The sequence below is a fragment of the Streptomyces hydrogenans genome, assembly GCF_014656075.1.
GTDB lineage: Bacteria > Actinomycetota > Actinomycetes > Streptomycetales > Streptomycetaceae > Streptomyces > Streptomyces hydrogenans.
Genome location: NZ_BNBS01000045.1, coordinates 1 through 26,150 on the forward strand (window position 1 = coordinate 1; position 26,150 = coordinate 26,150).

Below are 26,150 nucleotides of genomic sequence, written 5' to 3' on the forward strand. Positions count from 1 at the left end.
CCGCCACCGGGGGCACCGCGGCCCCCGCCCCCGCGCCGGCCCCGGAGCCGCCGGGCGCCCGATCCCGCCGCCGGGTCCTGACGGCCGCGCTCGCGGCCGACGCCGTCGCGGCCGAGGCGGGCGTCGGCTACGCCTTCTGGCCGCTCGGCGGCTCCGGCACCCCCGGCGGGGACGGCAAGCCCGCCGGCTCGTCCTCCGCCGGCTCGTCCTCCGCGGCCTCCCGGCCCGCCGGGGCGGTTCCCGCCGCCTTCCTCGGCGCCTGGGAGGGCGTCCTCCAGGGCACCCCCGAGCACCCCCGCGAGACCGTCCGCATCGAGCTGTCCCAGGGCCCGGCCGGCTCCAAGGCCGCCGTCTACACCCACGTCGGCGACGGCCGCCTGTGCATGGGCCGCTCGCGCCTGGTCTCCGCCGACGAGGACAAGGTCGTCCTGGGCGAGTCGACCGTCACCACGAGCGTGCCCGCCCAGCGGTGCATGGCCGCCGCGCACCAGACCCTCACCCTGCGCTCCCCCGAGGTCCTCGAATGGACCTCGGGCGCCGCGAAGGCCACCTTCCACAAGGCCCGCACCGGGTCGGAGATCCTCCCCGCCGAGTACCTCGGCCGCTGGAAGATGGCGCCCCTGGTCGAGGGCCCGGAGGCCGACCGCTACACCGACGAGGTGACGGTCGCGCAGGGCGCGGTCGGCGCCGCCGTCCTGCGCACCCTCAGCGTCTATCCGCGCACCGACGAGCAGGGCAACACCCTCCTGGACGCCGTCAACTGCACCTGGACCGCCATCCTCGCCACCACCACCCCGCCCTACGTCACGGGCCCCATGACCCTCGAACCCGGTGCCGACCCGGACTGCGTCCGCGACGACCTGGGCAGCTACCTGGTGCTCACCACGTACAAGGGCGAGAAGGTCTTCCAGGTCTATCCCATGACGGACACGGAACCGGCGGAGTACCGCCGGGCCGACTGACGGGCCCCGTGGCACGCCGAAGGGCCCGCACCCCCCCCGGGGGGGTGCGGGCCCTTCGGTCGACCGCCTACAGGAAGGAGTTGATCTCGATGGTCTCGGTGCGGCCGGGGCCGACGCCGATGGCGGAGATCGGGGCGCCGGACATCTCCTCCAGCGCCTTCACGTAGTTCTGCGCGTTCTTCGGGAGGTCCGCGAAGGTCTTGGCCTTCGTGATGTCCTCCGACCAGCCGGGCAGGGTCTCGTAGATCGGCTTCGCGTGGTGGAAGTCGGTCTGGGAGTACGGGAGTTCCTCGACGCGCTTGCCGTCGATCTCGTACGCGACGCAGACCGGGATCTCCTCCCAGCCGGTCAGGACGTCCAGCTTGGTGAGGAAGAAGTCGGTCAGGCCGTTGACGCGGGTGGCGTAGCGGGCGATGACCGCGTCGAACCAGCCGCAGCGGCGGTCGCGGCCGGTGGTGACGCCGCGCTCGCCGCCGATGCGGCGCAGGGCCTCGCCGTCCGCGTCGAAGAGCTCGGTCGGGAACGGACCGGCGCCGACACGGGTGGTGTACGCCTTGAGGATGCCGATGACCCGGTTGATCTTCGTCGGGCCGACGCCCGCGCCGGTGCAGGCACCGCCGGCGGTCGGGTTCGAGGAGGTGACGAAGGGGTACGTGCCGTGGTCCACGTCCAGGAGGGTGCCCTGGCCGCCCTCGAAGAGGACGACCTTGCCCTCGTCGATGGCGTTGTTGAGGATCAGGGTCGTGTCGGCCACGAAGGGCTTGATCTGCTCCGCGTACTGGAGCATCTCCTCGACGATCCGGCCGGACTCGATGGCGCGGCGGTTGAAGACCTTGGCGAGGAGCTGGTTCTTCTGCTCCAGGGCCGCCTCGACCTTCTGCTCCAGGATCGACTCGTCGTAGAGGTCCTGGACCCGGATGCCGGTGCGGTTGATCTTGTCGGCGTAGGTGGGGCCGATGCCGCGACCGGTGGTGCCGATCTTGCGCTTGCCGAGGAACCGTTCCGTCACCTTGTCGAGGGTGACGTTGTACGGGGTGATCAGATGGGCGTTGCCACTGATCAGGAGCTTCGACGTGTCCACGCCTCGCTCGTTCAGCCCGCTCAGCTCGGAGAGCAGGACCGCCGGGTCGACGACGACACCGTTTCCGATCACCGGGGTGCACCCCGGGGAGAGGATTCCGGAAGGGAGGAGGTGGAGCGCGTACTTCTGGTCGCCGACGACGACCGTGTGGCCGGCATTGTTGCCGCCCTGGTAACGCACCACGTAGTCCACGGATCCACCGAGCAGGTCGGTGGCCTTTCCCTTGCCCTCGTCACCCCACTGAGCACCGAGCAGCACAAGTGCGGGCACAGGCGTACACCCCTTCCGGGTGGGGCATGTCCAAGGTCAGGGGGCGTACGCCGCCTCACCGGTGTGCCCCGGAATAGACGAAGCCCCTGGCGCAATAGCGCAAGGGGCTCTTGCACAAAGATGCTACCCGAGGAAGGACCGAGGTGTCGGATCACGACCAGCTGCTGGTCATCGTCGACCCGGTCGCCCGCCGAAGTGACGGCGAGTCCGTGCGGATCGCGAAGGATGTCCTGTCCGCGGGCGCGGAGGCGAAGATCTGCCTGCCGGACTCCCCCGAGGAATTCTCCCGTGCCCTGTCCCGGCGCGGTTCCCGGTGCCCCGTCGTCCTCGGTGACGACCGGGCGCTGCTCCGCGCGGTGACCCTGCTGCACCGGGACCGGGCGCCGCTCGCGCTCGTCCCGATCGGCCCGCCGGACGCCCTGGAGGTCGCGTACGGCCTCGGCGTGCCGCGCACCGCGGTGGCGGCCGCCCGGACGGTCCTGGACGGGGCGGTACGGAGCATGGACCTGCTGGTCGACGACAGCGACGGGGTGGTCCTGGGCGACCTGCGGGTGCCCGCCGTGCCGGTGCCCGCCGCCGGCACCGCCCCCTCCGTCTGGGGGACCTGCCGCTCCCTGGTCCGCACCCTGGTGCGGCCCGCGCCGACGTACCCCGGCGTCCTGGTGCACCGGCTGCGGGTGGAGGCCGACGGGGTGCTGCTCGCCGACGTGGACGCGCCGGTGACGGCGGTGACGGCCCGCCCGGACGGCGGCGCCGGCACGGCGGAGGTGACCGTCCACCCGGCCGGCCCGGCGGACGCCCCGCGCCGCGCCTACCGCGGCGTCCTGACCGTCTCCGGCCCCGACTTCCGCTACCGCGCCGACGGCCGCGTCACCGGCCCGGTCCGCCGCCGCACCTGGACGGTCCACCCGGAGGGCTGGGGCCTGACGCTGCCGCGCGACGGCGCCTGACCCTGGCCGGGAGCGGGCGCCGGAGCCAGCGGCGCCGCTCAACCGGCCGACCCCGCCCTCGGAGGCGCCTTCGGAGCCTCAGGAGGCGGACGGTTCCTGAGCGGCTTCGTCGGCCGCCCGCTGGGCCTTCCGTTCGCGCCAGCGGTCCATCAGGGTGAGCATCTCCTCCTGCATGAAGGCGAAGAAGTCGGCGGTCTCGGTGGTGCGGGCTCCGGCGGCCGTGTCGGCGCCGAGGGAGGCGGCGCCGTCGCGGAGGACCTTCTCCCAGCGGAGCAGGATCTGGTCGCGGCGGGTGAAGGTCTCGTACCAGATCTCGTTGTGGAGCACGTAGCGCTCGCGGCGGGTGCCCGGTTCGCGTTCGCGGGCGACCATGCCGACCTGGGTGAGGTAGCGGACCGCGCCGGAGACGGCGGCGGGGCTGATCTTGAGCTGTGCGGCGAGATCGGCCGAGGTCAGCGAGGCGGTCTCGGAGGCGAGCAGGGCGGCGAAGACCCGGGAGGCCATGCGCTGCATGCCGGCCTCGGTCAGCTCGCCGGCGAAGCGCTCCACGAAACGGGAGACGGCGTCCTCCTGCGCGGGGGTGCCTTCGGTGCTGGTCATGGGGACGACTCTATACCGTGTCTTTTTACGTTTCCTTAACTTCACAAATTTGTGAAATGAGCGTACGTTCCGAAGCATGACGAACGCCATCAGCGTCACCGGCCTCCACAAGTCCTTCGGCCGCACCCACGCCCTCGACGGACTCGACCTCACCGTCGCCACCGGCGAGGTCCACGGCTTCCTCGGCCCCAACGGCGCCGGGAAGTCCACCACCATCCGCGTCCTCCTCGGACTGCTGCGCGCCGACTCCGGCGCCGTGGAGCTGCTCGGCGGCGACCCGTGGGCCGACGCCGTCGCCCTCCACCGGCGCCTGGCGTACGTCCCCGGCGACGTCACCCTCTGGCGGAACCTCTCCGGCGGCGAGGTCATCGACCTGTACGGGCGACTGCGCGGCACCGGCCTCGACCGGGCCCGCCGCGCGGAGCTGATCGAGCGCTTCGAGCTCGACCCCACCAAGAAGGGCCGCACCTACTCCAAGGGCAACCGGCAGAAGGTCGCCCTGGTCGCCGCCTTCGCCTCCGACGCCGAGCTCCTCGTCCTCGACGAGCCCACCAGCGGCCTCGACCCGCTGATGGAGGAGGTCTTCCAGGACTGCGTCCGCGAGGCCCGCGACCGGGGCCGGACCGTCCTCCTCTCCAGCCACATCCTCAGCGAGGTCGAGACCCTCTGCGACCGGGTCAGCATCGTCCGCAAGGGCCGCACGGTGGAGACGGGTTCGCTCGCCCAGCTGCGCCACCTGACCCGCACCAGCGTCACCGCCGAGCTCGCCGGACCGCCCGGGGACCTGGACCGGCTCGCCGGCGTCCACGACCTGCGCGTGGAGGGCCGCAGGGTCCGCCTCCAGGTCGACACCGACAAGCTCGACCCGGTCCTCGCCGCGCTCCTGACCGCCGGCGTCCGCTCGCTCACCAGCACCCCGCCCACCCTGGAGGAGCTCTTCCTCCGTCACTACGCGGACACCGAGGTGGCGTCATGACCGCCCTCGCCGGCACCGGCACCCTCACCCGGCTCGCGCTCCGCCGCGACCGGCTGACCCTCCCCGTCTGGGCCCTGGTCACCGGCGGCCTCGTCGCCTCCGGCCCCGGCTCCCTCGGCGGCCTGTACGACACCGCCGCCGCGCGCGCCGAACTCGCCGCCTCGATGACCGCCAACAGCTCGATGCGCTCGCTCTACGGACCGGTCTTCTCCGACTCCCTCGGCGGGCTCGTCGCCTGGCGCTTCGGCACCTTCGGCGCCGTCCTCGCGGCCGTCGCGAGCCTGATCGTGGTCGTCCGGCACACCCGCGAGGAGGAGGAGACGGGCCGTCAGGAACTGCTCTCCGCCGGGGCGGTCGGCCGCCGCGCACCGCTCACCTCCGCCCTGCTCGCCGCCCTGGTCCTCAACACCGCCGTCGCCCTGCTCGTCTTCGCCGGACTCGCCGGCCAGGGCGCGGCCGGGGCGCTCGCCCTCGCCCTCGCCATCGGCGGCACCGGCATGGTCTTCGCGACCGTCGCCGCGCTCGCCGCGCAGTTCACCGAGAGCGCCCGGCTCGCCAAGGGCATCGCGGGCGGCGCCCTCGGCCTCGCGTTCGTGCTGCGCGCGGCGGGCGACTCCGGGGACGCCTCCGGGGGCTCCGCGCTCACCTGGCTCTCGCCCGTCGGCTGGGCCGAGAGCGTCCGCGCGTACGGCGACGAGCGGTGGTGGGTGCTGCCGCTGATCGCCGCCGCCGTCGCCGCGCAGACCGCGCTCGCGTACGGGCTCGCCGCCCGCCGCGACGTCGGCGCCTCCTTCCTCGCCACCCGGCCGGGCCCGGCCGCCGGACGGCTCGCCACCGCCGGGGCCCTCGCCCTGCGGCTCCAGCGCGGCGCGCTCCTCGGCTGGGGGGCCGGCTTCCTGCTCGGCGGGCTCGTCTTCGGCGGCATGGCCGAGGGGGCGGCGGACCTGGTCGGCGACAACGAGAAGGCCCGCGAGATCTTCGAGCGGATGGGCGGCCAGACCGCGCTCACCGACGCCTTCCTCGCCACGATGGTCTCCCTCTTCGGGATGCTCGCCGCGCTGTACGCGGTCGGCGCGGTGCTCCGGGCGCACACCGAGGAGACCTCCGGGCGCGCGGAACCACTGCTGGCGGGCTCCCTCGGCCGGCTCCGCTGGGCGGCCGGCCACCTGGTCCCCGCCTTCGGCGGCGCGGCGCTGATCCTCCTCGCGGCGGGCCTCGGCCTCGCCCTCGGCTTCGGCGGCTCGTACGGCCCCGTCCTCGGCGCCGCCCTCGCCCAGCTCCCCGCCGTCTGGACGCTCGCGGGCGTCGCCACCCTGCTGTGGGGCGCGCTGCCCCGGGCGGCGGGCGCCGGGTGGGCGGCCGCCGGGCTCTGCCTGGCGCTCGGCTGGATCGGCCCGGCCCTGAACCTCCCCCGGGCGGTCCTGAACGTCTCCCCCTTCGCCCACCTGCCGAAGCTGCCGGGCCCGGAGCCGACGTGGACGCCGCTCCTCGCCCTCACCGCGCTGGCGGCGGCCCTCACCGCGGCCGGCCTGGCGGGGCTGCGCCGCCGCGACCTCCAGGTCTGACGCGGGTCAGACCTCCACGAGGAGCGACTCGAAGCCGCGGATCACGTAACCGGGTCTCCGGACGGGGTCCGCGGCGAGCCGCAGCCCGGGCGCCCGCCGCAGCAGCGCGTCGAAGACGGCGGCGAGTTCGAGGCGGGCCAGCGGGGCGCCCAGGCAGTAGTGGATGCCCGCGCCGAAGGTGACGTGGGGGTTGTCGGCGCGGGTCAGGTCCAGCACGTCCGCCGTGCGGCCGAAGCGGGCCGGGTCGCGGTTGGCGGAGCCGAGGAGGAGGGCGACCTCCGAGCCCCGGGGGATGACGGTCCCGCCGACCTCGATGTCGTCGAGGACCCAGCGCTCGAACAGGTGCAGCGGGGTGTCGTACCGCAGGAGTTCGTCCACGGCCGTGGACAGCCCGGGCGCGGGGAGCGCCTCCCAGGCCCCGTGCCGCAGCAGCGTCCACACCCCGCCCACCGTCGTGTTGACCGTCGCCTCGTGGCCGGCGTTCAGCAGCAGCACGCAGGTGGAGACCATCTCCTGCTCGGTCAGCTCCTCCACCCCGATCAACGCCGAGACCAGGTCCTCGCCGGGCTCGGCCCGCCGCCGCGCGATCAGCTCCCGCAGATAGCCGGAGAACTCGATCGAGGCCCGCACGGCCGCCCGCGCCGTCTCCTCCGACGGGTTCAGCTCGAACATCCCGCAGATCGCCGCCGACCAGGGCCGCAGCATGGCCCGCTCCTCGTCCTCCTCCGGGACGCCCAGCATCGCGGCGATGACCGCGACCGGCAGCGGTTCGGCGACCGCCGCCTGGAGGTCGCCGCCGCCCGCCGCGACCAGCTCCCCCACCAGACCGTCCGCCAGCCCCCGTACCGTCGGCGCCAGCCGCTCCACCGTCCTCGGGGTGAACGCCTTCGACACCAGCCGCCGGATGCGGGTGTGGTCGGCGCCCTCCAGGTCGAGCAGCCCGTGGTCGTTGAGGGTGTGGAAGGGCTCGTGGCGGGGGTCCGGCGCCTCGCGGCCGAACTCCTCGTGGGTGAAGCGGTGGGTGTACGTACGCCCCAGGCGCCGGTCCCGCAGCAGCGCCGACACGTCCTCGTGACGCGGGATCAGCCACTGCCTGGTGGGCCCGTACCAGTGGGCGGGCCCGGCGGCGCGCAGCTCCGCGTACACCGGGTAGGGGTCGGCGACGAACTCCGGGGACCAGGGGTCGAAAGCGGCGGCGGCGTCCATGCCTGGACGCTACCCCCGCTCCCCCGGCTCAGCGACCGACCTGCACCAGCCGTGCCTCGTACGCGAAGACCGCCGCCTGCGTCCGGTCGCGCAGGCCCAGCTTCACCAGGATCCGGCTGACGTGGGTCTTGATGGTGGACTCGGCGACGACGAGGTGGCCGGCGATCTCCTGGTTGGACAGGCCCTGGGCGATGAGGACCAGGACCTCGGTCTCGCGCTCGGTCAGCTCGCCGATCTGGGCGACGGCGGGCGCCTTCGGCGCGGTGTCGGCGGACTTCGCGAACTCGGTGATGAGTCGTTTCGTCACGGTCGGCGCGAGCAGCGCCTCGCCGGCGGCGACGACCCGGACGCCCTCGGCGAGCTGCCGGGCCGAGGCGTCCTTGAGGAGGAAGCCGGAGGCCCCGGCCCGCAGCGCCTGGTAGACGTACTCGTCGAGGTCGAAGGTGGTGAGGACGAGCACCTTGGCGTCCGCGTCGGCGGCCACGATCTCGCGGGTGGCGTCGATGCCGTTCAGCTCGGGCATCCGGATGTCCATGAGGACGACGTCCGGTCGGAGGGCGGCGACCTGGGCGACCGCCTCCCGGCCGTTGACGGCCTCGCCGACGACCTCGATGTCCGGCATCGCGCCGAGCAGCACCGAGAAGCCCTCGCGGACCATGATCTGGTCGTCGACGATCAGTACCTTGATCACTGGTCGGCCCCTTCGCGCTGGACGGGGACGAAGACGGCGACCTCGTAGCCGCCGTCGTCGGTCGGTCCGTCGGTCATCTCCCCGCCGAGCATCGTGACACGTTCGCGCATGCCGGTGATGCCGTGGCCGGCGCCGGTCGAGAGGGGTGGGCGCAGCCCTCCTTCAGGGGCGGTGGCCGGGTGACGGGTGGGCTTGACGAGGCCCCGCGCGGGTCCGTTGGCGATCCGCAGCCCGAGGCCGCCGAGCACATGGCTGACCTCCACCTTCGCGTCGGCCCCGGGCGCGTGCCGCAGCACGTTGGACAGGGCCTCCTGGACGATCCGGTACGCGGAGAGCTCCACGCCCTGCGGCAGCTCGCGCACCGCGCCGGTCACCGCCATGGAGACGTCGAGCCCGGCCTCCCGGACGTTGCCGACCAGCCCGTGCAGGTCGGCGAGGGTCGGCTGCGGCGCGTCGGGCGCCTCGTAGTCCTCGGCGCGGACGACACCGAGGATGCGGCGCAGCTCGGTGAGGGCGGCCACCGCGTTCTCCCGGATGGTGAGGAACGCCTGCTCCAGCTCCGGCGGCGGGTTCTCCACCCGGTAGGGCGCGGCCTCGGCCTGGATGGCGACCACCGACATGTGGTGGGCGACGACGTCGTGCAGCTCGCGGGCGATGGTGGTCCGCTCCTCCAGGAGGGTCCGCTTCGAGCGCTCGACGGCGGTGACGGTCTGCTGGGCGGTGACCTCGCGGTCCGCCTGGCGGCGGATCTGGACGACGGCGATGACCAGCAGGAAGAGCGCGGAGAAGAAGAGCATCTCGGCGCCGTTGGAGCCGTACCCCGCGGACATGCCGAGGAAGAAGGAGGTGAAGGTGGCGTACCCGGCGGTGATCACCCACATCCAGGCGGCGGCCCGGGGTCCGGTCCGCAGGGCGACGACCACCAGCACGAAGAGGTGGGCGGCGAAGGAGTTCGGCGCCCAGGGCCAGCCGTCGTACCCGCTGAGGTAGGCGACGAAGGGCGTCGAGGCGATCGAGAGCCAGAAGGCGGACGCCGGCCGGATCAGGGTGAGGAGCACGGCGGCGGTCGGCACCCCGCAGGCGACGAGGGCGACCGGTCCGACGGAGCCGGTCAGCTGGTCGAAGCCGAGGAGGAAGGTCACCAGGGCGAGGAAGCCGACCGCCGCGTGCGGGAGCCGCACGGCGTGCGGGCGTATCCGCCGGGGCAGGAAGCGCAGGGCGGGGCTGTCCGGCGCGAGCGGGGGCAGCGGGCGGTAGGAGAGGGCGTCGCCGGCGAGGTCCGCGCGCAGACCGCCGAGCGCGTCCAGCGTCATGCGGAGCTCGGGGCTGCGGCTGCCCGTGTCGGGGGTCTGTGTCGGGTTCACGCAGCCCACGGTACGGAACGGCCCGGGACGGCCGCGTCCCGCTGGATACGGATCCCGGGCCGTCCCCCTTGAGTACTACGCGCCCCCGGGCGCCCCCGTCAGGACGCCTCGGGCCAGACGTAGAGGGTGCCGCTGGCGGTGGCCTCCCCGCCGATGCCGCCGTCGCTGATGTGGTCGATCGTCGCCATGGCGACGGAGCCCTCGGTCGTCACGGAGCAGATGGCGGCGCCGACGACGAAGCCGGCCTGTTCGATCGTCTCGGAGTCGTTGAGGTTCAGCGGGGGCAGCCCGGTGTTCGAGACCTTCCGGCACTGCTCCGCGGTGTGCGGGTCGTCGGCCCGCAGGAGGCCCACCCGGGTGTTGGGGACGCCCCGCAGGCGGTAGTCGGCGCCGCCCGTGCACGTGTCCGGCCAGTAGTGGAGCTCGGCCCCGCCGGGCTCTCCGATCCTGCCGTTGTCCTCCTTCTCGACCCGGCTCAGGCCGGTGTCGAGGTCGATCAGCTGCTGCTCGTAGTTGGTGCAGGGCGCGGGGGTCAGGCCCCAGGAGGACTCGCGCGCCGGGCCGTGCCCCCGGGGAGGGGCCAGGTCCACCCGGGTCGTCGAGGCGCCGGACCCGCTCGGGAGGGGGCTGTCGGGCGGGTCGAGGGGCGGCGCCGCGCTCTTGTCGTCGGAGGCGGGGGTGGTCGTGGTCGCGGTCGGTTCCGGTTCCTCGGACGAGGCCGGATCCACCGAGTCCGAGGAGGCGGAGGAGGACGGGGGCGAGGCGACCGTCGGGGACGCGTCGCCGCGGTCCATGCCCACGACCAGGCTGGCCACGATGCCCAGCAGGGGCAGGGCGATCCCCGCCACCCACCACGCCCACCGGGGCTGCTCCGACCGGGGCGGGCCCGGCGGGGGCGGGGGCGGGGGCGAGTACCGCGGGGACGGGGAGGAAGGCGGGTGCTGCGGAGGAGGCGGAGGTGCCGCGCCCACCTGATCGTCGGTCCCCATGAGCCTCTGTTCCCCCTGTCGTCACGGAAGTTGAAGTGTCCGGAGAATATCGGCAGCCGCCGACGGCCGCCGAGGGAAAAACCGGCGGCACCCGCCGGACCCCGTCAGAAGGCGAGCTGCGCGAGCTCCTCCGCGACCACCGCGCAGGCGTCGGCCGCCGGGTCGATCAGCGGGAAGTGGCCGACGTCCTCCAGGAGCGTGAGGCCGACCGTCTCGCCCGCCTTGGCCGCCGCCTCCACGAAGGCGTCGGCGACCTCGGCCGGGACGGTGAGGTCCGCACGGCCCTGGACGAGGGCGGTGGCGATGCCGGTGGGCAGCAGCCGCGCCGGGTCGGTGGCCGCGGCCCGCTCCTCGTACGCCTCCTCCCCGCCGAGCAGTTGGGTCACCGCGCCGCCGCACACGTCGAGCTCCCGGGCCCGGTCGAAGTGCCCGATCGGGGCCAGGGCGACGACGCCGCGCAGCGCGGGCGGGGCGGGCAGCCGCCAGGGGGAGCCGGCGGGCAGCACGTGCCGGGCGGCGGCCCACAGGGCGAGCTGGCCGCCGGCCGAGTGCCCGGTGAGGACCGTGCGGTGCGGGTCGGCCTGCGGCAGGTCGGCGGCGGCCTGCTCGCGCAGGGCGTCGAGGGCGGCGGCCACGTCGTCGAAGGTCTCCGGCCAGCGGCCGGCGACGGGCGCCGCGCCGCCCTGGTGGGGCAGGCCGGGGCCGCGCCGGTACTCGACGCTGGCGACGGCGAAGCCGCGGCGGGCCAGGAAGTCCGCGAAGGGGCTGATGTGCAGCCGGTCGTACGGGGCCCGCCACGCGCCGCCGTGCAGGACGACGACGAGCGGGGCGCGCCCCTCGCCGGTCCTGGGGGCGTAGAGGTCGACGACCTGGTCGGGGTGGTCGCCGTACGCGGCGGTGGCGTCGGGGGGGACGGCCGGGTGCGAGAAGGCCGATGCCTCTTCGGCGGCGTCGCGCGCGGCGGGGTCCGGCATGGGGGGTTCCAACCTCTCGGTGACGGGGCCGAATCGGCCTGACCTGCGGGGACCGTATCAGGGTCCCGGGCCCCGCAGATCAGGTGAAGATCCGACCTGACGACCGGTCACCGGCCGTCCACCGTCGGTGAGTCGGCTACTCCCCGGCGGGCGTCCCGGCCAGCACGTCGGCGAGGACGCGGGCCGCCCGCTCGGCGTCGGCGAAGCCGACGTACAGCGGGGTGAAGCCGAAGCGGAGCAGGCCGGGACGCAGGTCGCCGACGACCCCCCGCCGGATCAGCTCGGGCATCACGGCGGGCGCGTCCGCGCAGGCCAGCGCCACCTGGCTGCCGCGCTCGCCGTGCGCCTCCGGGGTGATCGGGGTGACCCGGCCCTCGGGGACGTAGGCCCGCACGCACTCCAGGAAGAAGTCCGTGAGGGCGAGGGACTTGGCGCGGACGGACTCGATCGCGACCCCGTCCCACACGTCGAGCGCCGCCTCCAGGGCCAGCATGGACAGGATGTCCGGGGTGCCGACACGGCCCCGGACGGCGCCGTCGGCGGCCCGGTAGCCGGGCTCCATGCCGAAGGGGTCGGCGTGCGAGGTCCAGCCCGGCAGCGGCGAGTCGAAGCGGCTCTGGTGGCGCTCGGCGACGTACACGTACGCGGGCGAACCGGGCCCGCCGTTCAGGTACTTGTAGGTGCAGCCGATGGCCAGGTCGACGCCGTGCGCGTCGAGGCCGACGGGCAGGGCGCCGGCGCTGTGGCACAGGTCCCAGACGGCCAGCGCGCCCGCCGCGTGGAGGGCGGCGGTGGTGCCGGGCAGGTCGTGCAGCCGGCCGGTGCGGTAGTCGACGTGGTTGACGAGCGCGAGCGCCGTCCGGTCGTTCGCCGCGGCGGGGATGTCGGCCGGGTCGAGGGGCACGATCCGGTGACCGGTCATCCGGGCGGCGGACTCGGCGATGTACCCGTCCGTGGGAAAGGTCGACGCGTCCACCAGGATCTCGTCGCGTCCCTCCCCGGCGATCCGGGCCGCCGCGACGACCGCCTTGAAGACGTTCACGCTGGTCGAGTCGCCGACGACGATCCGGCCCGCGGCGGCGCCGACGAGCGGGGCGATCCGGTCGCCGATCCGCTCGGGGGCGGTCCACCAGCCCGACTCGTCCCAGGAACGGATCCGCAGCTCGCCCCACTCGCGGCCGATGACGTCGGCCATCCGGGCGGGGACGTGCGCGGGCAGCGCGCCGAGCGAGTTGCCGTCGAGGTAGACGGTGGCGTCGTCGAGGGCGAACTTGGCGCGGTGGCCGGCGAGCGGGTCGGCGGCGTCGAGGCGCTTCGCCTCCTGCTGGAGATCAGACATGGCTGCGCGCCGTCCACAGCTCGGGGAAGACGTTCTTCTGGGCGCGCTTCTCCAGCCAGGCGACGCCGGCGGAGCCGCCGGTGCCGGTCTTGGAGCCCATCGCGCGGCGGGTGGCGACCAGGTGGTCGTTGCGCCAGCGCCAGACCAGTTCGGCGACGTCGCTGAGGGCCTCGCCGAGGCGGACCAGCTCGGCGTTGCCGTCGGCCTCGGGCTCGGCGTAGAGCGCCGCCCAGACGGCCTCGACCTGCGGCGAGGGCTCGTACCGCTGCGCCAGGTCGCGGCCGAGGACGGAGGCGGGCACGGGCAGGCCGCGGCGGGCGAGGAAGCCGAGCACCTCGTCGTACAGGCTCGGCTCGTGCAGCGCCTTCTCCAGCTCGGCGTGGACGCGGGGCGCGCCCCGGTGCGGGACGAGCATGGACGCCGACTTCTCGCCGAGCAGGAACTCCATGCGCCGGTACATCGCCGACTGGAAGCCGGAGCCCTCGCCGAGCGCGCCGCGGTAGGCGTTGAACTGGGCGGGGGTGAGCTGCGCGAGCGGGCGCCAGGAGTGGTTGAGCGCCTCCAGCTCGCGCACCGAGCGCTTGAGCGCGTCGACGGCGACCGGCAGGCGGTCCTCGCGCAGGGCGCGGCTCGCGGTCTCCCACTCGTGCACGATGACCGTGAACCACAGCTCCATGACCTGGGTGGTGACCAGGAAGACCATCTCGCCGGGATCGTCCGAGCGGAGGTGCTGGAGGTGGGTGAGGACGTCCGCCTGGACGTAGTCCTCGTAGGGCGTCGTCCCCGCGAAGTCGAGGTTCGGGGCGTCGACGGCCGATCCGGATCCGGATCCGGTGGCGTCCGGAGGGGGGGTGGATGACATTGCTGTCTCCTCGGTACGGGCTACCGGGTAGCGGTCCGCTCCACCGCGCGCACGCTGCGGTGCGCCGCGGGAGCTCCGGTCCCCTCGGGAGGCGTGCTTCTTCGCGCGCGTCCCACGCGCATCATGACACGATCGGACCGGTGATGTAGCTCCCGTCTTCGCTGTACGGAAATTCGTTCGAACGGCAGCCGTTGAGCCCCTTGATCTGCTGCATCATCGCCGGCGCGGGCTTCCCCGGGCCGCCGCAGCCCATGTGCTGCCGGATGCCGATCTCGTGCCCGACCTCGTGGTTGATGATCAGGTGACGGTACTGCTCCGGCGACCCGGAGAAGGTCGGCGAGCCCAGCATCCAGCGCTTGAGGTTCACCACGACGCCTTCGGTGGTCTCGCAGTTCAACTCGCCGTGGGTGTTGAGGCCCTGCCGGGCGCAGAGCGCGTCGGCGGTGTCGGGGGTGGCGATCCGGATCACGAAGTCGGCGTTCGACGCGACCAGCTGGAAGCGGCCCCGGCCGTGCGCGGCCCAGCTGCGCGGATGGGCGAGGATCGCCTCGATCTCCTCGGCGGTCCCGCGCGCCGACAGGTCGACGCCCTCCTCGATCTGCACCCGGTAGCGGCGCAGCGTGCCGCTCGTGCCGGTGATCTTCCCGGAGGCGGTGGCGGTGGTGAAGGTGCCCGGCCCGGACCGCGGCACGGTCGGGGGCTTCTTCTTCGTCGCGGTCGGCTTCGGCTTCGGCGTGGGCTTCGGCTTCGGCTTCTTGCTCGCGGTCGGCTTCGGCGTGGGCGGGGCCGTGGTCGGCGCGGCCGACGGGGGCTCGGCGGAGAGCGGGGCGCGGGCGGCGGGGCCGGCGGGGTCCTGACGGCCCTGGAAGTGCGCGAGCGCCACGCCCGCGCCGAGCGAGACGCCCATCAGCACGAGGGTCGAGAGGACGAGCCGCCCACGGCGCGTGACGCGCGTCCCCCCGCGGCGGCTCCGCCCGCTATGTCGATTCTGTCGGCGCCGGTCGGACGCCCCCCGCTTGCCCATGACAGTTCCCCCCTGTTCAGGCCGGTCCGGGGGATCGTACCGGCCGGGGGTGACGGGGAACGGGGAGCGGGGGGGCGGCCCGGGGCGTCGTGCGCCCGGGGCTCCGGTCAGCCCAGGGTCTCGGCGGCCGTCTCCGAGGAGTCCCGCAGGAAGGTCGTGCACCGCTCGTACTCGGCCTGCTCGCCGATCTCGCCGGCGGCCCGCGCCAGCGCGTGCAGGGCCCGCAGGAAGCCGCGGTTCGGCTCGTGCTCCCACGGCACCGGGCCGTGGCCCTTCCACCCGTTGCGGCGCAGCGCGTCGAGCGCCCGGTGGTAGCCGGTGCGGGCGTAGGCGTACGACTCCACCACGCGGCCGGCCTCGAAGGCGTCGTCCGCGAGCTGCGCCCAGGCGAGCGAGGACGTCGGGTACTTCGCGGCGACTTCGGTGGGGGCGGTGCCCTGCGCGAGCGCCTCGCGGGGACCGGGGTCGTCGGGCAGCAGGGTGGGCGCGGGCCCGCCCAGCAGATTCTCATGCGTAACCATCCCCCCAGTCTGCCCCAGAGCCCCGCGGGGCGGGCGCCACGGGGCGGGCCGGCTGCGGGACCGGGCGCTCACGGGCTCCCGGGCCCCGGGGGCGGACGCCGGCCTACGACGTGCCCGGGTCCAGGGGCGGGGCGGTGACGGCGCAGTGGGTCCTGCAGGTGGGGTGGCAGGCGGCCGGCCCGGGGGTGCGCATGGTCGTCCAGGCGAGGACGGCGCCCAGGAGCAGCACCGCCGCGCAGATCGGCATCGCCTTCCCGAAGGTCTCGTCGAACTCCTCCGGCGAGCGGTACGCCTCCGGGCCCATCCCGGTCAGCAGCGGCAGCGCCGCCACCGCGACCAGCCCCGCCGCCCGGGCCGCCGCGTTGTTGACGCCGCTGGCGAGCCCGGCGCGCGAGACGTCGACGGAGGCGAGCACGGTCGCGGTCAGGGGCGCGACCAGCACCGTCATGCCGAGGCCCAGCACCACCAGGGCCGGCAGCACGTCGCGCACGTACGAGGCGTCCGCCCCGACCCGCAGCATCAGCAGCATCCCGGCCGCGCACAGCAGCGGCCCGACGGTCAGCGGGATGCGCGGCCCGATCCGTTCGCCCAGCTCGCCGGCCCTCGCGGAGAGCAGCAGCATCAGCACGGTGGTGGGCAGCAGCGCCGTCCCGGCGGCGAGGGCGGAGTAGCCGGAGACGACCTGGAGCTGGAGCGCGGCGAGGAAGAAGAAGCCGCCGAAGGCCGCGTACACGCAGAGCGTCACGAGGTTCACCGCCGTGAAGAGGCGGGACCGGAAGATCGACGGCGGCACCATCGCCCGCTCGCCGCGCCGCCGCTCCACCACCACGAAGGCGGCCCCGGTGAGCACGCCCGCCGCCCCCGCCCACCACACCGCGTCGATCAGCGCGTACGTCACGAGGGCGAGGCCGGCCGCGCCGAGCACCGCCCCGAGCACGTCGAAGCGGCGGCCGCGCGCCGCCTCGTCGCGGGACTCGGGGACGTGCCGCAGCGCGACCGGCACGCAGACCGCGGCGAGCGGCACGTTCAGGAGGAAGACCCACCGCCAGCCGGGCCCGTCGACGAGCCAGCCGCCGACGAACGGCCCGATCGCCGCCCCGACGCCGCCGAAGCCGGACCACAGGCCGACCGCCCGCGCCCGGTCGTCGGGGTGGAAGCTCGCCTGGATCAGCGCGAGCGACCCGGGGGTGAGCAGCGCGCCGCCGACGCCCTGGAGGGCGCGGGCGGCGATGAGCACGCCGGCGTTCGGGGCGAGCCCGCACAGCAGCGAGGCGAGGGCGAACCAGACCACGCCGACGACGAAGACCCGCCGGCGCCCGTACCGGTCGCCGAGCGAGCCGCCGAGCAGGATGAGCCCGGCCAGCGTCAGCATGTACGCGTTGACGGTCCACTGGAGGACGGCGAGGTCGGCGCCGAGGTCCTCGCCGATGTGCGGCAGGGCGACGTTGACGACGGTCGAGTCGAGCAGCGCCATCCCGGAGCCGAGGACCGTCGTGAGGACGATCCACCGCCCGCTCCGGGAAGCCATCCGCACCTCGGGACCGGCCACGCTCATGCCTGCATGGTCCCCCGATCCGGGCACGACCGCCTCCCCGGAACCGGCCGGTCCCCGGCGTCCCCCGTCGGTTCACGCTCCCCTGTCGGGTCCGCGGATTCCCCCGCCGATCCGCACTCCCCCGCCGGTCTCCTCGGACCGGCGGGGGCCGGGGCGGAGCCGGAGCCCGAGCCGGGCCCGAGCCGGAGCGGGGCCGGAGCCGGGCCCGCGGAATCCGTCCGGGGCCTCAGCGGGTCCGCAGCCGTCCCGCCGCCCTGACCAGCGCGTCCACGCCCCGCTCGGCCTTGGCCCGCGGGCAGCCGACGTTGAGCCGGACGAAGCCGGGGGTGCCGTACGTCCCGCCGGGCATGATGGCGACCCGCTCCGTCCGGATCAGCTCCTCCTGGAGCCGGTCCTCGTCGATGCCGAGCGGCCGGAGGTCGATCCAGGCGAGGTAGCCGGCCTGCGGCGGGGTCCAGTCGACTCCCGGGAGGCCCGCGCGGAGCCGTTCCCCGACCATCGCCATCGTGCCGGCGACGTAGTCGCGCAGTCCGTCGAGCCAGGGCGCGCCGTGCCGGTAGGCGGCGATGTGCGCGGTGAGCGAGAGGACGGCCGGGGAGGCGAGGCCCTCGCCGGTCTCCATCCGCCGCACGAACTCCGCCCGCTCGCCGGGGTCGCCGATGATGCCGTACGAGCCGGAGAGCGCCGGGAAGTTGAACGCCTTGGTGCCCGAGGTGATCACGGCCCAGCCGCGGCCGGGGCCGGGCTCCGCGATCCGGCTGAACGGCACGTGGCGGTGGCCGTCGGTGGTCAGGTCGGCGTGGATCTCGTCGCTGACGACGGTCGCGCCGTGCCGCTCGGCCAGCTCGTGGAAGTCGGTGAGCTCCTTCTCGGTCCAGACCCGGCCGGTCGGGTTGTGCGGGGAGCAGAGCAGCAGCATCCGGCTGTCCGGACGGGCCAGCTCCCGCTCCAGCGCCGCGGTGTCCCCGACCGGCACCCCGCGCAGTTCGCGCCCGAGCCCGGTGACGGCCTTGCGGAAGCCGTCGTAGGTGGGGGTGTGGACGACGACGCCGTCGCCGGGCTCCGTCCACATCCGGAGCAGCTGGGAGAGCTGGGAGAGCACCGAGGGCGCGTACACGAGGGCGTCGGTGTCGATCGCGGTGTCGTAGCGGCTCGCGTACCAGTGGCGTATCGCCTCCCGGAAGCCGTCGTCGCCGCCGAGCCGCCAGTCGGTGTAGCCGAAGACGCCGTGGCCGACGCGCTCGCGCAGCGCGTCGAGGACCACCGGCGGGGAGGCGAAGTCCATGTCGGAGATGGTGAACGGCAGCAGGTCGGGGACGCCGAAGCGGTCCGCGACGCCGTCCCACTGGACCGACCAGGTGCCCGTCCGGTCCCGTGCCTCGTCGAAGTCGTACATCGATCCCTACCTCCAGGTACGCGAGGGGCCCGGCACCCTTCCGCGGATGCCGGGCCCCTCGGTCACGGCTTACTTCAGCTTGGTGCCGGTCGAGCGCAGCGCCTCGCACGCCTCGGTGACGCGCTTGGCCATGCCGGCCTCGGCGAGCTTGCCCCAGGTCCGCGGGTCGTAGGTGGACTTGGTGCCGACCTCGCCGTCGACCTTCAGGACGCCGTCGTAGTTGCGGAACACGTGGTCCACGACCGGGCGGGTGAAGGCGTACTGGGTGTCGGTGTCGAGGTTCATCTTCACGACGCCGTTCTCCAGCGCGGTGGCGATCTCCTCGGCGGTCGAGCCCGAGCCGCCGTGGAAGACGAAGTCGAACGGGGACGCCTGGCCGAACTTCTCGGCGACGCCGGCCTGGAGGTCCTTGAGGAGCTCCGGGCGCAGGACGACGTTGCCCGGCTTGTAGACGCCGTGCACGTTGCCGAAGGAGGCGGCGAGCAGGTAGCGGCCCTTCTCGCCCAGGCCCAGGGCCTCGGCGGTGCGGATCGCGTCGTCGACGGTGGTGTACAGCTCGTCGTTGATCTCGTGGCTGACGCCGTCCTCCTCGCCGCCGGTCGGGGTGATCTCGACCTCAAGGATGATCTTGGCGGCGTGGGCCTTCGCGAGCAGCTCCTGCGCGATGGACAGGTTGTCGGCGAGGGTCTCGGCGGAGCCGTCCCACATGTGCGACTGGAACAGCGGGTTCTCGCCGCGCGCGACGCGCTCGGCGGAGACCTCCAGCAGCGGGCGGACGTAGCCGTCCAGCTTGTCCTTCGGGCAGTGGTCCGTGTGCAGCGCGACCGTGATGTCGTACTTCGCGGCGACGATGTGGGCGAACTCGGCCAGGGCGACGGCGCCCGTGACCATGTCCTTGTTGTACTGGCCGCCCAGGAACTCGGCGCCACCGGTCGAGATCTGGATGATGCCGTCGCTCTGGGCCTCGGCGAACCCGCGCAGCGCCGCGTGGAGGGTCTGGGAGGAGGTCACGTTGATGGCCGGGTAGGCGAACTTGCCAGCCTTCGCCCGGTCGAGCATCTCGGCGTAGACCTCGGGGGTTGCGATGGGCATTCGTCCGCTCCTTGTGATGTGCGGGTGTGCGTTGCTGTATCCCTGACCTAGGGCGACGTCATCGTCGGTGCCATCTTTCCAGACTCTCGTACGGGCTCCCACGGGCGCCGCGTGCCGAAGGGCGGGGTGTTTCACGTGAAACACCCCGCCCTCGGGGAAAAGCGCAGGTCAGAACCGTATGTGCCGGGGTCCGGGACCTAAGTCACGACTTCGCGGCGGTTACGCTGGGCCCCTCCGGTCTCAGGCGAGGCCGAGGTCCGTCAGCTGGTAGCCGGTCAGGTACGGCAGGCCCGCGTCGGCGATCGCGCCGGCCGCGCCCCGGTCCACGATCGTGGCGACGGCGACGACCTCGCCGCCGGCCTCGCGGACGGCCTCGACGGCCGTCAGCGGGGAACCGCCGGTGGTCGAGGTGTCCTCGACCACCAGGCAGCGGCGGCCCTTCACGTCCGTGCCCTCGATCCGGCGCTGCATGCCGTGCGCCTTCTGCGCCTTGCGCACGACGAAGGCGTCGAGGCGCTGCCCGCGCGCGGCGGAGGCGTGCAGCATCGAGGTGGCGACCGGGTCGGCGCCCAGGGTGAGGCCGCCGACGCAGTCGAAGTCGAGGTCCGCGGTCAGGTCGAGCATGACCTGGCCCACGAGCGGCGCGGCCTCGCCGTCCAGCGTGATCCGGCGAAGGTCGATGTAGTAGTCGGCTTCCAGACCCGAGGAGAGGGTCACCTTGCCGTGCACCACGGCCTTGTCCTTGATCTGCTGGAGCAGTTCAGCGCGTACGTCAGTCATGCCCCGAGCTTAAGGGCGCCGCGCTCAGAGGCGCTGCCAGGCCCAGACGCTCTCGACCTCCAGGGGGTCGATGGGGGTGACCAGGCGCGGGTGGGTGTTGAGGCCGTTCGGCGGACCGGACTGCGGCTCGACGCAGACGGCGTCCTCGGGCTCGTCGTAGATCACCACCCACTCGGCGCGGCTGGTCACCTTGAGCTCCAGCTCGCCCGGCCAGGTGAGGGTGACGTCGACGCCGTCGGGCATGCCGAAGCAGTCGTCCCAGGGGCCGGGGAGGGGGGCGATGCGCCGGCCGGTGGGGAGGTGGTCCTCGCCGCGCTCCTCCTGCCATTCCGGGGTGAAGCCGAGGGTCACGTCCTCGCCGCCGTGCCCGAGGTTCCGCAGGAACCAGGGGTGCCAGCCGGCCTGCGCCGGGAAGGAGGCGTCGAACGCCTCCACGCCGAACCGCAGCGTCAGCCGGTCCTCGGCCAGTTCGAGGACCTGGGTGACCCGGCCCTTGTACGGCCACGGGTCGTCGAGCTCGCAGGTGAGGACGGCCTCGGTGGCGGAGGTCCGGGCCACCGTCCAGGCCCGGTCGCGGACGGTGCCGTGGATGGCGTGCGGGGCGGCGTTGACGGGCAGCTGGTGGGTGGTGGCCCCGTCGCGGAACCGGCCGTTCTCGGTCCGGCCGCACCAGGGCACCATCGGGAAGCTGCCGTAGCGCTCGCCCTGCTTCAGGACCTCGGTGCCGGCGATGCGCAGGCTCTCGATCCGGCCGCCGTGCTCGGGGTTGATGGTCAGCTCGGCGTCGCCCGCCGTCAGTCGCGTCAGGTTGCTCACGCCCCGACCCTAAGTCCTGGGACCCGCTGGATTGGACCGTTTCAACGCGGACTTTCGGCGGGCCCCGCGACCGGGCCGCGGGCGGGCCTCGCGCGGGCCCTCGCGGGCGGCCCCGCGCCCGGGCTTCCGGCCGGGGTTTCCGGCCGGCCCGCGGCGCCGTCGTCCGGGCGCGCCCTCAGCGGCGCCGGCGCAGCGCCCGGGTGACGATGACCGCGGAGGCGAGGGCGAGGGCGGCGGCGAGGGCGACCCAGCGGAGGGTGGCGCCGGCGCCGCCCTGTTCGGGTGCGGGCACGGGGGCGTACCGCCCGCGCGGCGGCGCGTGGTCGACCTCCTCGGCGCTCCGGCCGATCATCGTCCGGCGGGCGTGGGCGGCCTCGGCGGCGGGCCTCGCGGCGGGGAACTCCGGGGGCGCGGCGGGCTCGGGGAGCACGTCCTCCTCGAAGCCCGGGCCGCCGTCGAAGGCTCCGGTCCCGAAGGCGGTCCGCCCCTCCGGACCGGCCTCGTCGTCGGCCTCGGCCCGCGTCCCGGCGGAGTCCGCCGGCTCCGCCGACTCCGCCGCCAGGTCCGCGGCGGCCTCCACGAACGCGTCGAGGAGGCGGTCGCGGGCGGCGTCCCGGGCCTCCTCGGGCTCCTCGGCGAGCCGGCCGGTGGCGGTGAGGGCGCCGGTGAAGCTGAGTCCGGTGCCTTCGGCCGCGGGAGTGAGGACGACGGTCAGGGAGATCTCGGCGACGCCCTTGCCGCGGGCCTCGGCGCCCTCGCCCTCGTAGGTGATGGCGCCGTCCCGTTCGACGATCCGCAGACCGCCCCGGTAGGTGATGGTGTGGCCGCCGACCCGGAGCCGGAAGCGTCCGACGAGGTCCTCGCCCGCCCCGGTGGCCGCCTCGGAGACGTCGCGCTGGAAGCCGGGGACGCAGCGCGCCACCCGCGCCGGGTCGGTGAGGGCGGCCCGCAGGGCCTCGGCCGGGACCGGGACGAACACCTCATGCTCCATGGGAGCCGAGCCTACTCAGCGGGGCGCCCCGCGTCGCCCGTTCGCCCCCGGAGCCCTCTCCCGGGTCCCCCGCTCAGTGGCCGTAGCGGGGGTGCACCAGCGTCGACGGCGGCAGCCCGGTGAGCCGGGTGCGCTCCGCGCGGCGGGCGGCGGCGGCCAGGTCGCCGGGGGTGAGGGAGCGGAGCCGGGGCGCGGCGGCGGCGAGCCCGAGGCCGGGCGGCCGGTGGCCGCGGACGGCGAGCAGGAAGCCCCAGTCGTCGGGCTCGTGGCGGCCGGCGCCGGCCCGCCCGGCGCGGTCGGGTCCCGCGGCGAAGCCGGGGGTGCGGCCCTCGGTGCTGTACGGCCGGGTGGCGTAGCCGGCGGCGCGCAGGGTGGCGTCGGCGGTCCAGTAGGTGCGGGGCCGGTCGGTGGTGGTCCCGGCGTGCACGACGAGCCGGCCGCCGTCGGCGAGGACACCGGCGGCGAGGCCGTAGAACTCCTGGGCGTAGAGCTTGGCGCTGGGGGTGATCCCGGGGTCGGGCAGATCGGAGATCACCACGTCGTACCGTTCCTGCACGTGCCCGGAGGCGCGCCTCAGCCAGTCGAAGGCGTCGGCGTGGACGACGCCCACGCGCGGGTCGCGGAAGGACTGTCCGTTGAGCGCGGCGAGCGCGGGGTCGGTGCGGGCCAGCTGGACGACGCCCGCGTCGAGTTCGACGACGGTGACGGAGCGGACGCCGGGGTAGCGGAGCACCTCGCGGGCGGCGAGGCCGTCGCCGCCGCCGACGATGAGGACGCGCGCGTGCGGGCCCTTCATCGCGGGGTGGACGAGCGCCTCGTGGTAGCGGTACTCGTCCGCTCCGGCGACCCGCAGCCGGCCGTCGAGGTAGAGGTCGGGCGGGCCCTCGCGGCCGCCGGTCACCACCACCTCCTGGAGGTCGGTGTGGACGGCGACCCGCACCCGCTCCCCGTACACGGCCCGGCGGGCGGCCTCCTCGAAGTCGTCGACGAGGACCGTCGCGGTCGCGAGGACGCCGAGCACGGCGAGGTTGACGCCGACGACGAGCGCGCGGGTGCGGGCCGTGAGGTCGCGGCGGAAGAACCAGAGGACGAGGGCGGCGCCCGCGACCGCGTTGACCGCCCCGGTGACGAGCGCGCCGGTGAGCTGACCGAGCCAGGGCAGCAGCAGGAACGGGAAGGCGAGGCCGCCGACGAGCGCGCCCACGTAGTCGGCGGCGAAGAGGTCGGCCACCGTGCCCGCCGCGTCGTCGGGGTCGCCGGGCGGGGCGGGGCGGTCCGCGCGGCGGGGCCGTCCGCCGGCGCCGGTCCGCTCCGGCGCCCGCTGTATGAGCGACATGAGCAGCGGGATCTCCGCGCCGATCAGCACCCCGATGCCGAGCGAGAAGGCCACCAGGACCCAGCGCGCCTCGCCGAGCCAGGCGAAGCACGCGTACAGCACCAGCGCCGAGGTGCCGCCGAAGAGCGCGAGCGCGCCCTCGACGAGGCCGAAGCCGACGGCGGCGCGGCAGCGCAGCCGCTTGGCGAGCAGCGAGCCCAGGCCCATCGCGAAGACCATCACGGAGAGCACGACGGACGCCTGGGTGACCGAGTCCCCGATCAGGTACGAGGCGAGGGCGACGAGTTCGAGTTCGTAGACGAGGCCGCAGGCGGCGCAGACGAAGACCACCATGAGGACCGGCCACCGCACCGTGTCGCGCGGCCGCGGCGGCGGTCGGCGTCGCACCCTCGTGGGTGGCAGGGTCACGGTCGGCTCGATCATGTTCGTAACGCTACGTCACGACCCCCTCGCCCCTTGTCACCCACACGAGTGCACCTGGGGCAAGGGGGAGGCGCGTCAGAGCGTCGCGGGCATACGGACGCCGATCCTGGTGCGGGTGACCACGAGCTGGCCTTCCTGCGGGTAGGCGTGCCAGGTCCGCCAGCGCACCTGCCCCTCGTGACGCTGCGCCAGCATCGCGGTGAAGGCGTGCGGCGAGCCGGGGAACGTCCCGGCCAGGCCGTGGGGATGGTCGGCGACCAGCGCGAGCAGCTCCTGCGCCCGGCCCGCGAAGGAGCCCTGGGTGAGCGTCTCGACGCGGGCCGCGAATTCGTACTCCCATTCGCCGAAGCGCTTGGAGACGCCGAGCGGCAGCGGGGTGCTGCTGCCCGGCATGCAGGCGACGGTCTCGGAACAGGTCCGGCCCTCCTCCTCCAGGAGGACCTGGTGGGAGGCGCCGAGCAGGCGCAACTGCAGTTTCGCGCCGGAGAGTTCGAGGTTGAGCACGGCGAGCGCGGGCAGCGGTTCGCGGCCCAGCGCCCAGGCCAGGTCGGCCGCGCGGGTGTCGGTGTAGGAGGTCTTCAGGGTGGTGAGCATGGGTCGGCTCCGCAAACACGGTTTGACGGGTGGGCCGGGGGCGCCCCGGAGAGGGATTCAACGGGAGTGGGGGAGCGCCGGCTCGGGTCCACACACGGTCCGAGGGCTGTCTCTGACAGGAGCGAGAGAACCACGGACGCCGGACGACTCGCAGCGTTTTTACCCAACTTGCCGTGGTTTCCATCCCCTTCGGGGACCCCACAGTTCAATTGTTCAAACAGATTCGATCGATGAGCGACCGGAAGAGCCCCTCGGAACGCCAATCCCGCCCCGCCCCGGGGCCGTTGTCCCACCCGTCCCGTCAGTCGCCCCCGCCACCACCGCCACAGCCGCCGCCCCCGCAGCTGGATCCGCACGAGCTGGAGCCGCAGCCGCCACCCCCGCCGTCGGACCAGCCGCCGCGCCGCTTCCGCTTCCGGCCGCCCCCGGCACCCGACACGACCAGGCCGGCCACCACCAGGACCACGAACACCGTGATCAGGAATTCCATCGTCATCGCCCCCGTCCGGCGGCTCCCTGCCGCCTCTGCCCGGGGGATTCCCGCCCCCCGCGACACCCAAAGCGCACTTGAGCAAGTCCAGAGCTTCGGCCCAGGATGACCGCCATGACACGACCGCTGCTCAACCGCCGGCTCGCGGAGTTCGGGACGACGATCTTCGCCGAGATGTCCGCGCTCGCCGCCAGGACGGGTTCGATCAACCTCGGTCAGGGCTTCCCCGACACCGACGGCCCCGAGGAGGTGCGCGAGGCCGCCGTGCGCGCCCTGCGCGACGGCCACGGCAACCAGTACCCGCCCGGCCCCGGCGTCCCCGAGCTGCGCACCGCGATCGCCGACCACCAGCGCGCCCGCTACGGCCTGGAGTACGACCCCGACCGGGAGGTCCTGGTCACGGCCGGCGCCACCGAGGCGATCGCCGCGGCCCTGCTCGCCCTGGTCGAGCCCGGCGACGAGGTCATCGCCCTGGAGCCGTACTACGACTCGTACGCGGCCTGCGTGGCCATGGCCGGCGGCACCCGCGTCCCGGTCACCCTCCGCCCCCACGAGGGCCGCTACGTCCTCGACCTCGACGAACTGCGGGCCGCCGTCACCCCGCGCACCCGGCTGATCCTCCTCAACACCCCGCACAACCCCACCGGCACCGTCCTCACCCGCGCCGAGCTGACCGCCGTCGCCGAGCTGGCCGTCGAGCGGGACCTGCTCGTCGTCACCGACGAGGTCTACGAGCACCTGGTCTTCGACGACGCCGAGCACCTGCCGCTCGCGACCTTCCCCGGCATGCGGGACCGCACCGTCACCATCGGCTCGGCCGGCAAGACGTACTCCTTCACCGGCTGGAAGGTCGGCTGGACCACCGCGAGCCCGGAGCTGACCGCGGCCGTCCGCTCGGCGAAGCAGTTCCTGACCTACGTGTCGTCCGGGCCATTCCAGTACGCCGTCGCCGAGGCCCTGCGCCTGCCCGACTCCTACTACGACGGACTGCGCGCCGACCTCCAGGCCAAGCGGGACCTGCTGAGCGACGGGCTCGCCCGGGCGGGCTTCACGGTCTACCGCCCGCGGGGCACGTACTTCGTCACCACCGACATCCGCCCCCTCGGCGCCGACGACGGCTTCGCCTTCTGCCGCTCGCTGCCCGAGCGGGCCGGCGTCGTCGCCATCCCGAACGCCGTCTTCTACGACCACCGCGAGGCCGGGGCGCCCTTCGTCCGCTTCGCCTTCTGCAAGCGCGCCGACGTCCTCCAGGAGGCGGTGGACCGGCTCGGGCGGCTGGGCTGAGCACGACGGAAGCCGGGCC

General features: G+C 74.3%; 24 protein-coding genes and 1 pseudogene. 5 read left to right on the forward strand and 20 right to left on the reverse strand.

Annotated elements, in window-relative coordinates; translation table 11 throughout:
• Nucleotides 1-962: pseudogene (locus IE321_RS20000) on the forward strand (serine/threonine-protein kinase); the annotation flags it as partial.
• A 67-nt stretch (nt 963-1,029) separates the two neighbouring features.
• On the opposite strand, the gene IE321_RS20005 reads toward IE321_RS20000, so the two are convergent.
• Nucleotides 1,030-2,313, reverse strand: coding sequence for an adenylosuccinate synthase (locus IE321_RS20005; protein ID WP_043221225.1), 1,284 nt, complete (start codon nt 2,311-2,313; stop codon nt 1,030-1,032).
• A gap of 143 nt (nt 2,314-2,456) precedes the next feature.
• Between IE321_RS20005 and IE321_RS20010 the strand changes: the two genes are divergently transcribed.
• Entirely contained in the window at nt 2,457-3,263 is an 807-nt protein-coding gene (locus IE321_RS20010) for a diacylglycerol kinase family protein (RefSeq protein ID WP_229916469.1), read from the forward strand.
• A gap of 78 nt (nt 3,264-3,341) precedes the next feature.
• Here IE321_RS20010 and IE321_RS20015 read toward each other — a convergent pair whose 3' ends face one another.
• Nucleotides 3,342-3,863: a GbsR/MarR family transcriptional regulator gene (locus tag IE321_RS20015; RefSeq protein WP_226652134.1), complete on the reverse strand. Its 522-nt coding sequence runs from the start codon at nt 3,861-3,863 to the stop codon at nt 3,342-3,344.
• 76 nt (nt 3,864-3,939) lie between these two features.
• On the opposite strand from IE321_RS20015, the gene IE321_RS20020 reads away from it, so the two are divergent.
• Both IE321_RS20020 and IE321_RS20025 read left to right on the forward strand, forming a co-directional pair.
• On the forward strand, nt 3,940-4,839 hold the full coding sequence (locus IE321_RS20020; protein WP_190223958.1) for an ABC transporter ATP-binding protein: 900 nt from the start codon (nt 3,940-3,942) through the stop codon (nt 4,837-4,839).
• Nucleotides 4,836-6,404, forward strand: a complete 1,569-nt coding sequence (locus IE321_RS20025; protein ID WP_190223959.1) for an ABC transporter permease — start codon at nt 4,836-4,838, stop codon at nt 6,402-6,404. The genes IE321_RS20020 and IE321_RS20025 overlap by 4 nt, the downstream gene beginning before the upstream one ends.
• 6 nt (nt 6,405-6,410) lie before the next feature.
• Here the strand turns inward: IE321_RS20025 and IE321_RS20030 are convergent, their stop codons facing one another.
• The 18 genes from IE321_RS20030 to IE321_RS20115 all read right to left on the reverse strand — a co-directional run bounded on the left by IE321_RS20030 (nt 6,411) and on the right by IE321_RS20115 (nt 24,853).
• Nucleotides 6,411-7,610: a cytochrome P450 gene (locus IE321_RS20030; protein WP_190223960.1), complete on the reverse strand. Its 1,200-nt coding sequence runs from the start codon at nt 7,608-7,610 to the stop codon at nt 6,411-6,413.
• Between the two features lie 28 nt (nt 7,611-7,638).
• Nucleotides 7,639-8,301 (reverse strand): response regulator, encoded by a 663-nt coding sequence (locus tag IE321_RS20035; protein ID WP_043221242.1) that lies wholly within the window; start codon nt 8,299-8,301, stop codon nt 7,639-7,641.
• Entirely contained in the window at nt 8,298-9,614 is a 1,317-nt protein-coding gene (locus tag IE321_RS20040; protein ID WP_190223993.1) for a sensor histidine kinase, read from the reverse strand. Before IE321_RS20040 ends, IE321_RS20035 begins: the two co-directional genes overlap by 4 nt.
• 149 nt (nt 9,615-9,763) lie before the next feature.
• Complete coding sequence (locus IE321_RS20045; protein WP_190223961.1) at nt 9,764-10,513, reverse strand: hypothetical protein; 750 nt, start codon at nt 10,511-10,513, stop codon at nt 9,764-9,766.
• 245 nt (nt 10,514-10,758) lie between these two features.
• Nucleotides 10,759-11,628, reverse strand: a complete 870-nt coding sequence (locus IE321_RS20050; protein ID WP_190223962.1) for an alpha/beta hydrolase family protein — start codon at nt 11,626-11,628, stop codon at nt 10,759-10,761.
• Nucleotides 11,629-11,764: 136 nt separating this feature from the next.
• On the reverse strand, nt 11,765-12,967 hold the full coding sequence (gene kynU, locus IE321_RS20055; protein ID WP_190223963.1) for a kynureninase: 1,203 nt from the start codon (nt 12,965-12,967) through the stop codon (nt 11,765-11,767).
• Complete coding sequence (locus tag IE321_RS20060) at nt 12,960-13,829, reverse strand: tryptophan 2,3-dioxygenase family protein (protein ID WP_043221250.1); 870 nt, start codon at nt 13,827-13,829, stop codon at nt 12,960-12,962. Before IE321_RS20060 ends, kynU begins: the two co-directional genes overlap by 8 nt.
• A 121-nt stretch (nt 13,830-13,950) precedes the next feature.
• Nucleotides 13,951-14,736 carry a DUF3152 domain-containing protein gene (locus tag IE321_RS20065; RefSeq protein ID WP_226652136.1) on the reverse strand — a complete coding sequence of 262 codons (786 nt, stop codon included), beginning with the start codon at nt 14,734-14,736 and terminating at the stop codon, nt 13,951-13,953.
• 224 nt (nt 14,737-14,960) lie between these two features.
• Entirely contained in the window at nt 14,961-15,374 is a 414-nt protein-coding gene (locus IE321_RS20070; RefSeq protein ID WP_190223965.1) for a DUF3151 domain-containing protein, read from the reverse strand.
• Between the two features lie 103 nt (nt 15,375-15,477).
• Entirely contained in the window at nt 15,478-16,929 is a 1,452-nt protein-coding gene (locus IE321_RS20075; protein ID WP_190223966.1) for an MFS transporter, read from the reverse strand.
• 226 nt (nt 16,930-17,155) lie between these two features.
• On the reverse strand, nt 17,156-18,325 hold the full coding sequence (locus IE321_RS20080) for a MalY/PatB family protein (protein ID WP_043221262.1): 1,170 nt from the start codon (nt 18,323-18,325) through the stop codon (nt 17,156-17,158).
• A gap of 69 nt (nt 18,326-18,394) precedes the next feature.
• Nucleotides 18,395-19,417: a class II fructose-bisphosphate aldolase gene (fbaA, locus tag IE321_RS20085; protein ID WP_190223967.1), complete on the reverse strand. Its 1,023-nt coding sequence runs from the start codon at nt 19,415-19,417 to the stop codon at nt 18,395-18,397.
• A 240-nt stretch (nt 19,418-19,657) separates the two neighbouring features.
• Nucleotides 19,658-20,197, reverse strand: coding sequence for an orotate phosphoribosyltransferase (pyrE, locus tag IE321_RS20090; RefSeq protein ID WP_043221267.1), 540 nt, complete (start codon nt 20,195-20,197; stop codon nt 19,658-19,660).
• A gap of 24 nt (nt 20,198-20,221) precedes the next feature.
• A complete protein-coding gene (locus IE321_RS20095) occupies nt 20,222-21,013 on the reverse strand; it encodes an aldose epimerase family protein (RefSeq protein ID WP_190223968.1) in 792 nt (263 codons plus the stop codon).
• Nucleotides 21,014-21,188: 175 nt separating this feature from the next.
• The gene (locus IE321_RS20100) at nt 21,189-22,004 is read right to left on the reverse strand and encodes an SRPBCC family protein (protein ID WP_190223969.1); all 816 of its coding nucleotides are present in this window, start codon (nt 22,002-22,004) and stop codon (nt 21,189-21,191) included.
• Nucleotides 22,005-22,077: 73 nt separating this feature from the next.
• Nucleotides 22,078-23,763, reverse strand: coding sequence for a polyamine aminopropyltransferase (locus IE321_RS20105; protein WP_190223970.1), 1,686 nt, complete (start codon nt 23,761-23,763; stop codon nt 22,078-22,080).
• A 75-nt stretch (nt 23,764-23,838) separates the two neighbouring features.
• Complete coding sequence (locus tag IE321_RS20110) at nt 23,839-24,357, reverse strand: DUF2617 family protein (RefSeq protein ID WP_043221282.1); 519 nt, start codon at nt 24,355-24,357, stop codon at nt 23,839-23,841.
• Between the two features lie 301 nt (nt 24,358-24,658).
• A complete protein-coding gene (locus IE321_RS20115) occupies nt 24,659-24,853 on the reverse strand; it encodes a hypothetical protein (RefSeq protein WP_051841729.1) in 195 nt (64 codons plus the stop codon).
• Between the two features lie 99 nt (nt 24,854-24,952).
• On the opposite strand from IE321_RS20115, the gene IE321_RS20120 reads away from it, so the two are divergent.
• Entirely contained in the window at nt 24,953-26,131 is a 1,179-nt protein-coding gene (locus IE321_RS20120; protein WP_190223971.1) for a pyridoxal phosphate-dependent aminotransferase, read from the forward strand.
• Nucleotides 26,132-26,150 lie beyond the last annotated feature (19 nt).

Bases quoted from the DNA above. Each gene is read 5' to 3' on its own strand.
- IE321_RS20050 (WP_190223962.1), bottom strand. From the start codon at position 11,628: ATGCCGGACCCCGCCGCGCGCGACGCCGCCGAAGAGGCATCGGCCTTC.
- IE321_RS20025 (WP_190223959.1), top strand. From the start codon at position 4,836: ATGACCGCCCTCGCCGGCACCGGCACCCTCACCCGGCTCGCGCTCCGC.
- IE321_RS20110 (WP_043221282.1), bottom strand. From the start codon at position 24,357: ATGCTCACCACCCTGAAGACCTCCTACACCGACACCCGCGCGGCCGAC.
- IE321_RS20065 (WP_226652136.1), bottom strand. From the start codon at position 14,736: ATGGGCGTCTCGCTCGGCGCGGGCGTGGCGCTCGCGCACTTCCAGGGC.
- IE321_RS20015 (WP_226652134.1), bottom strand. From the start codon at position 3,863: ATGACCAGCACCGAAGGCACCCCCGCGCAGGAGGACGCCGTCTCCCGT.
- fbaA (WP_190223967.1), bottom strand. From the start codon at position 19,417: ATGCCCATCGCAACCCCCGAGGTCTACGCCGAGATGCTCGACCGGGCG.
- IE321_RS20030 (WP_190223960.1), bottom strand. From the start codon at position 7,610: ATGGACGCCGCCGCCGCTTTCGACCCCTGGTCCCCGGAGTTCGTCGCC.
- IE321_RS20040 (WP_190223993.1), bottom strand. From the start codon at position 9,614: ATGACGCTGGACGCGCTCGGCGGTCTGCGCGCGGACCTCGCCGGCGAC.
- kynU (WP_190223963.1), bottom strand. From the start codon at position 12,967: ATGTCTGATCTCCAGCAGGAGGCGAAGCGCCTCGACGCCGCCGACCCG.
- IE321_RS20075 (WP_190223966.1), bottom strand. From the start codon at position 16,929: ATGAGCGTGGCCGGTCCCGAGGTGCGGATGGCTTCCCGGAGCGGGCGG.
- IE321_RS20105 (WP_190223970.1), bottom strand. From the start codon at position 23,763: ATGATCGAGCCGACCGTGACCCTGCCACCCACGAGGGTGCGACGCCGA.
- IE321_RS20070 (WP_190223965.1), bottom strand. From the start codon at position 15,374: ATGGTTACGCATGAGAATCTGCTGGGCGGGCCCGCGCCCACCCTGCTG.
- pyrE (WP_043221267.1), bottom strand. From the start codon at position 20,197: ATGACTGACGTACGCGCTGAACTGCTCCAGCAGATCAAGGACAAGGCC.
- IE321_RS20060 (WP_043221250.1), bottom strand. From the start codon at position 13,829: ATGTCATCCACCCCCCCTCCGGACGCCACCGGATCCGGATCCGGATCG.
- IE321_RS20120 (WP_190223971.1), top strand. From the start codon at position 24,953: ATGACCGCCATGACACGACCGCTGCTCAACCGCCGGCTCGCGGAGTTC.
- IE321_RS20115 (WP_051841729.1), bottom strand. From the start codon at position 24,853: ATGACGATGGAATTCCTGATCACGGTGTTCGTGGTCCTGGTGGTGGCC.
- IE321_RS20080 (WP_043221262.1), bottom strand. From the start codon at position 18,325: ATGTACGACTTCGACGAGGCACGGGACCGGACGGGCACCTGGTCGGTC.
- IE321_RS20100 (WP_190223969.1), bottom strand. From the start codon at position 22,004: ATGGAGCATGAGGTGTTCGTCCCGGTCCCGGCCGAGGCCCTGCGGGCC.
- IE321_RS20020 (WP_190223958.1), top strand. From the start codon at position 3,940: ATGACGAACGCCATCAGCGTCACCGGCCTCCACAAGTCCTTCGGCCGC.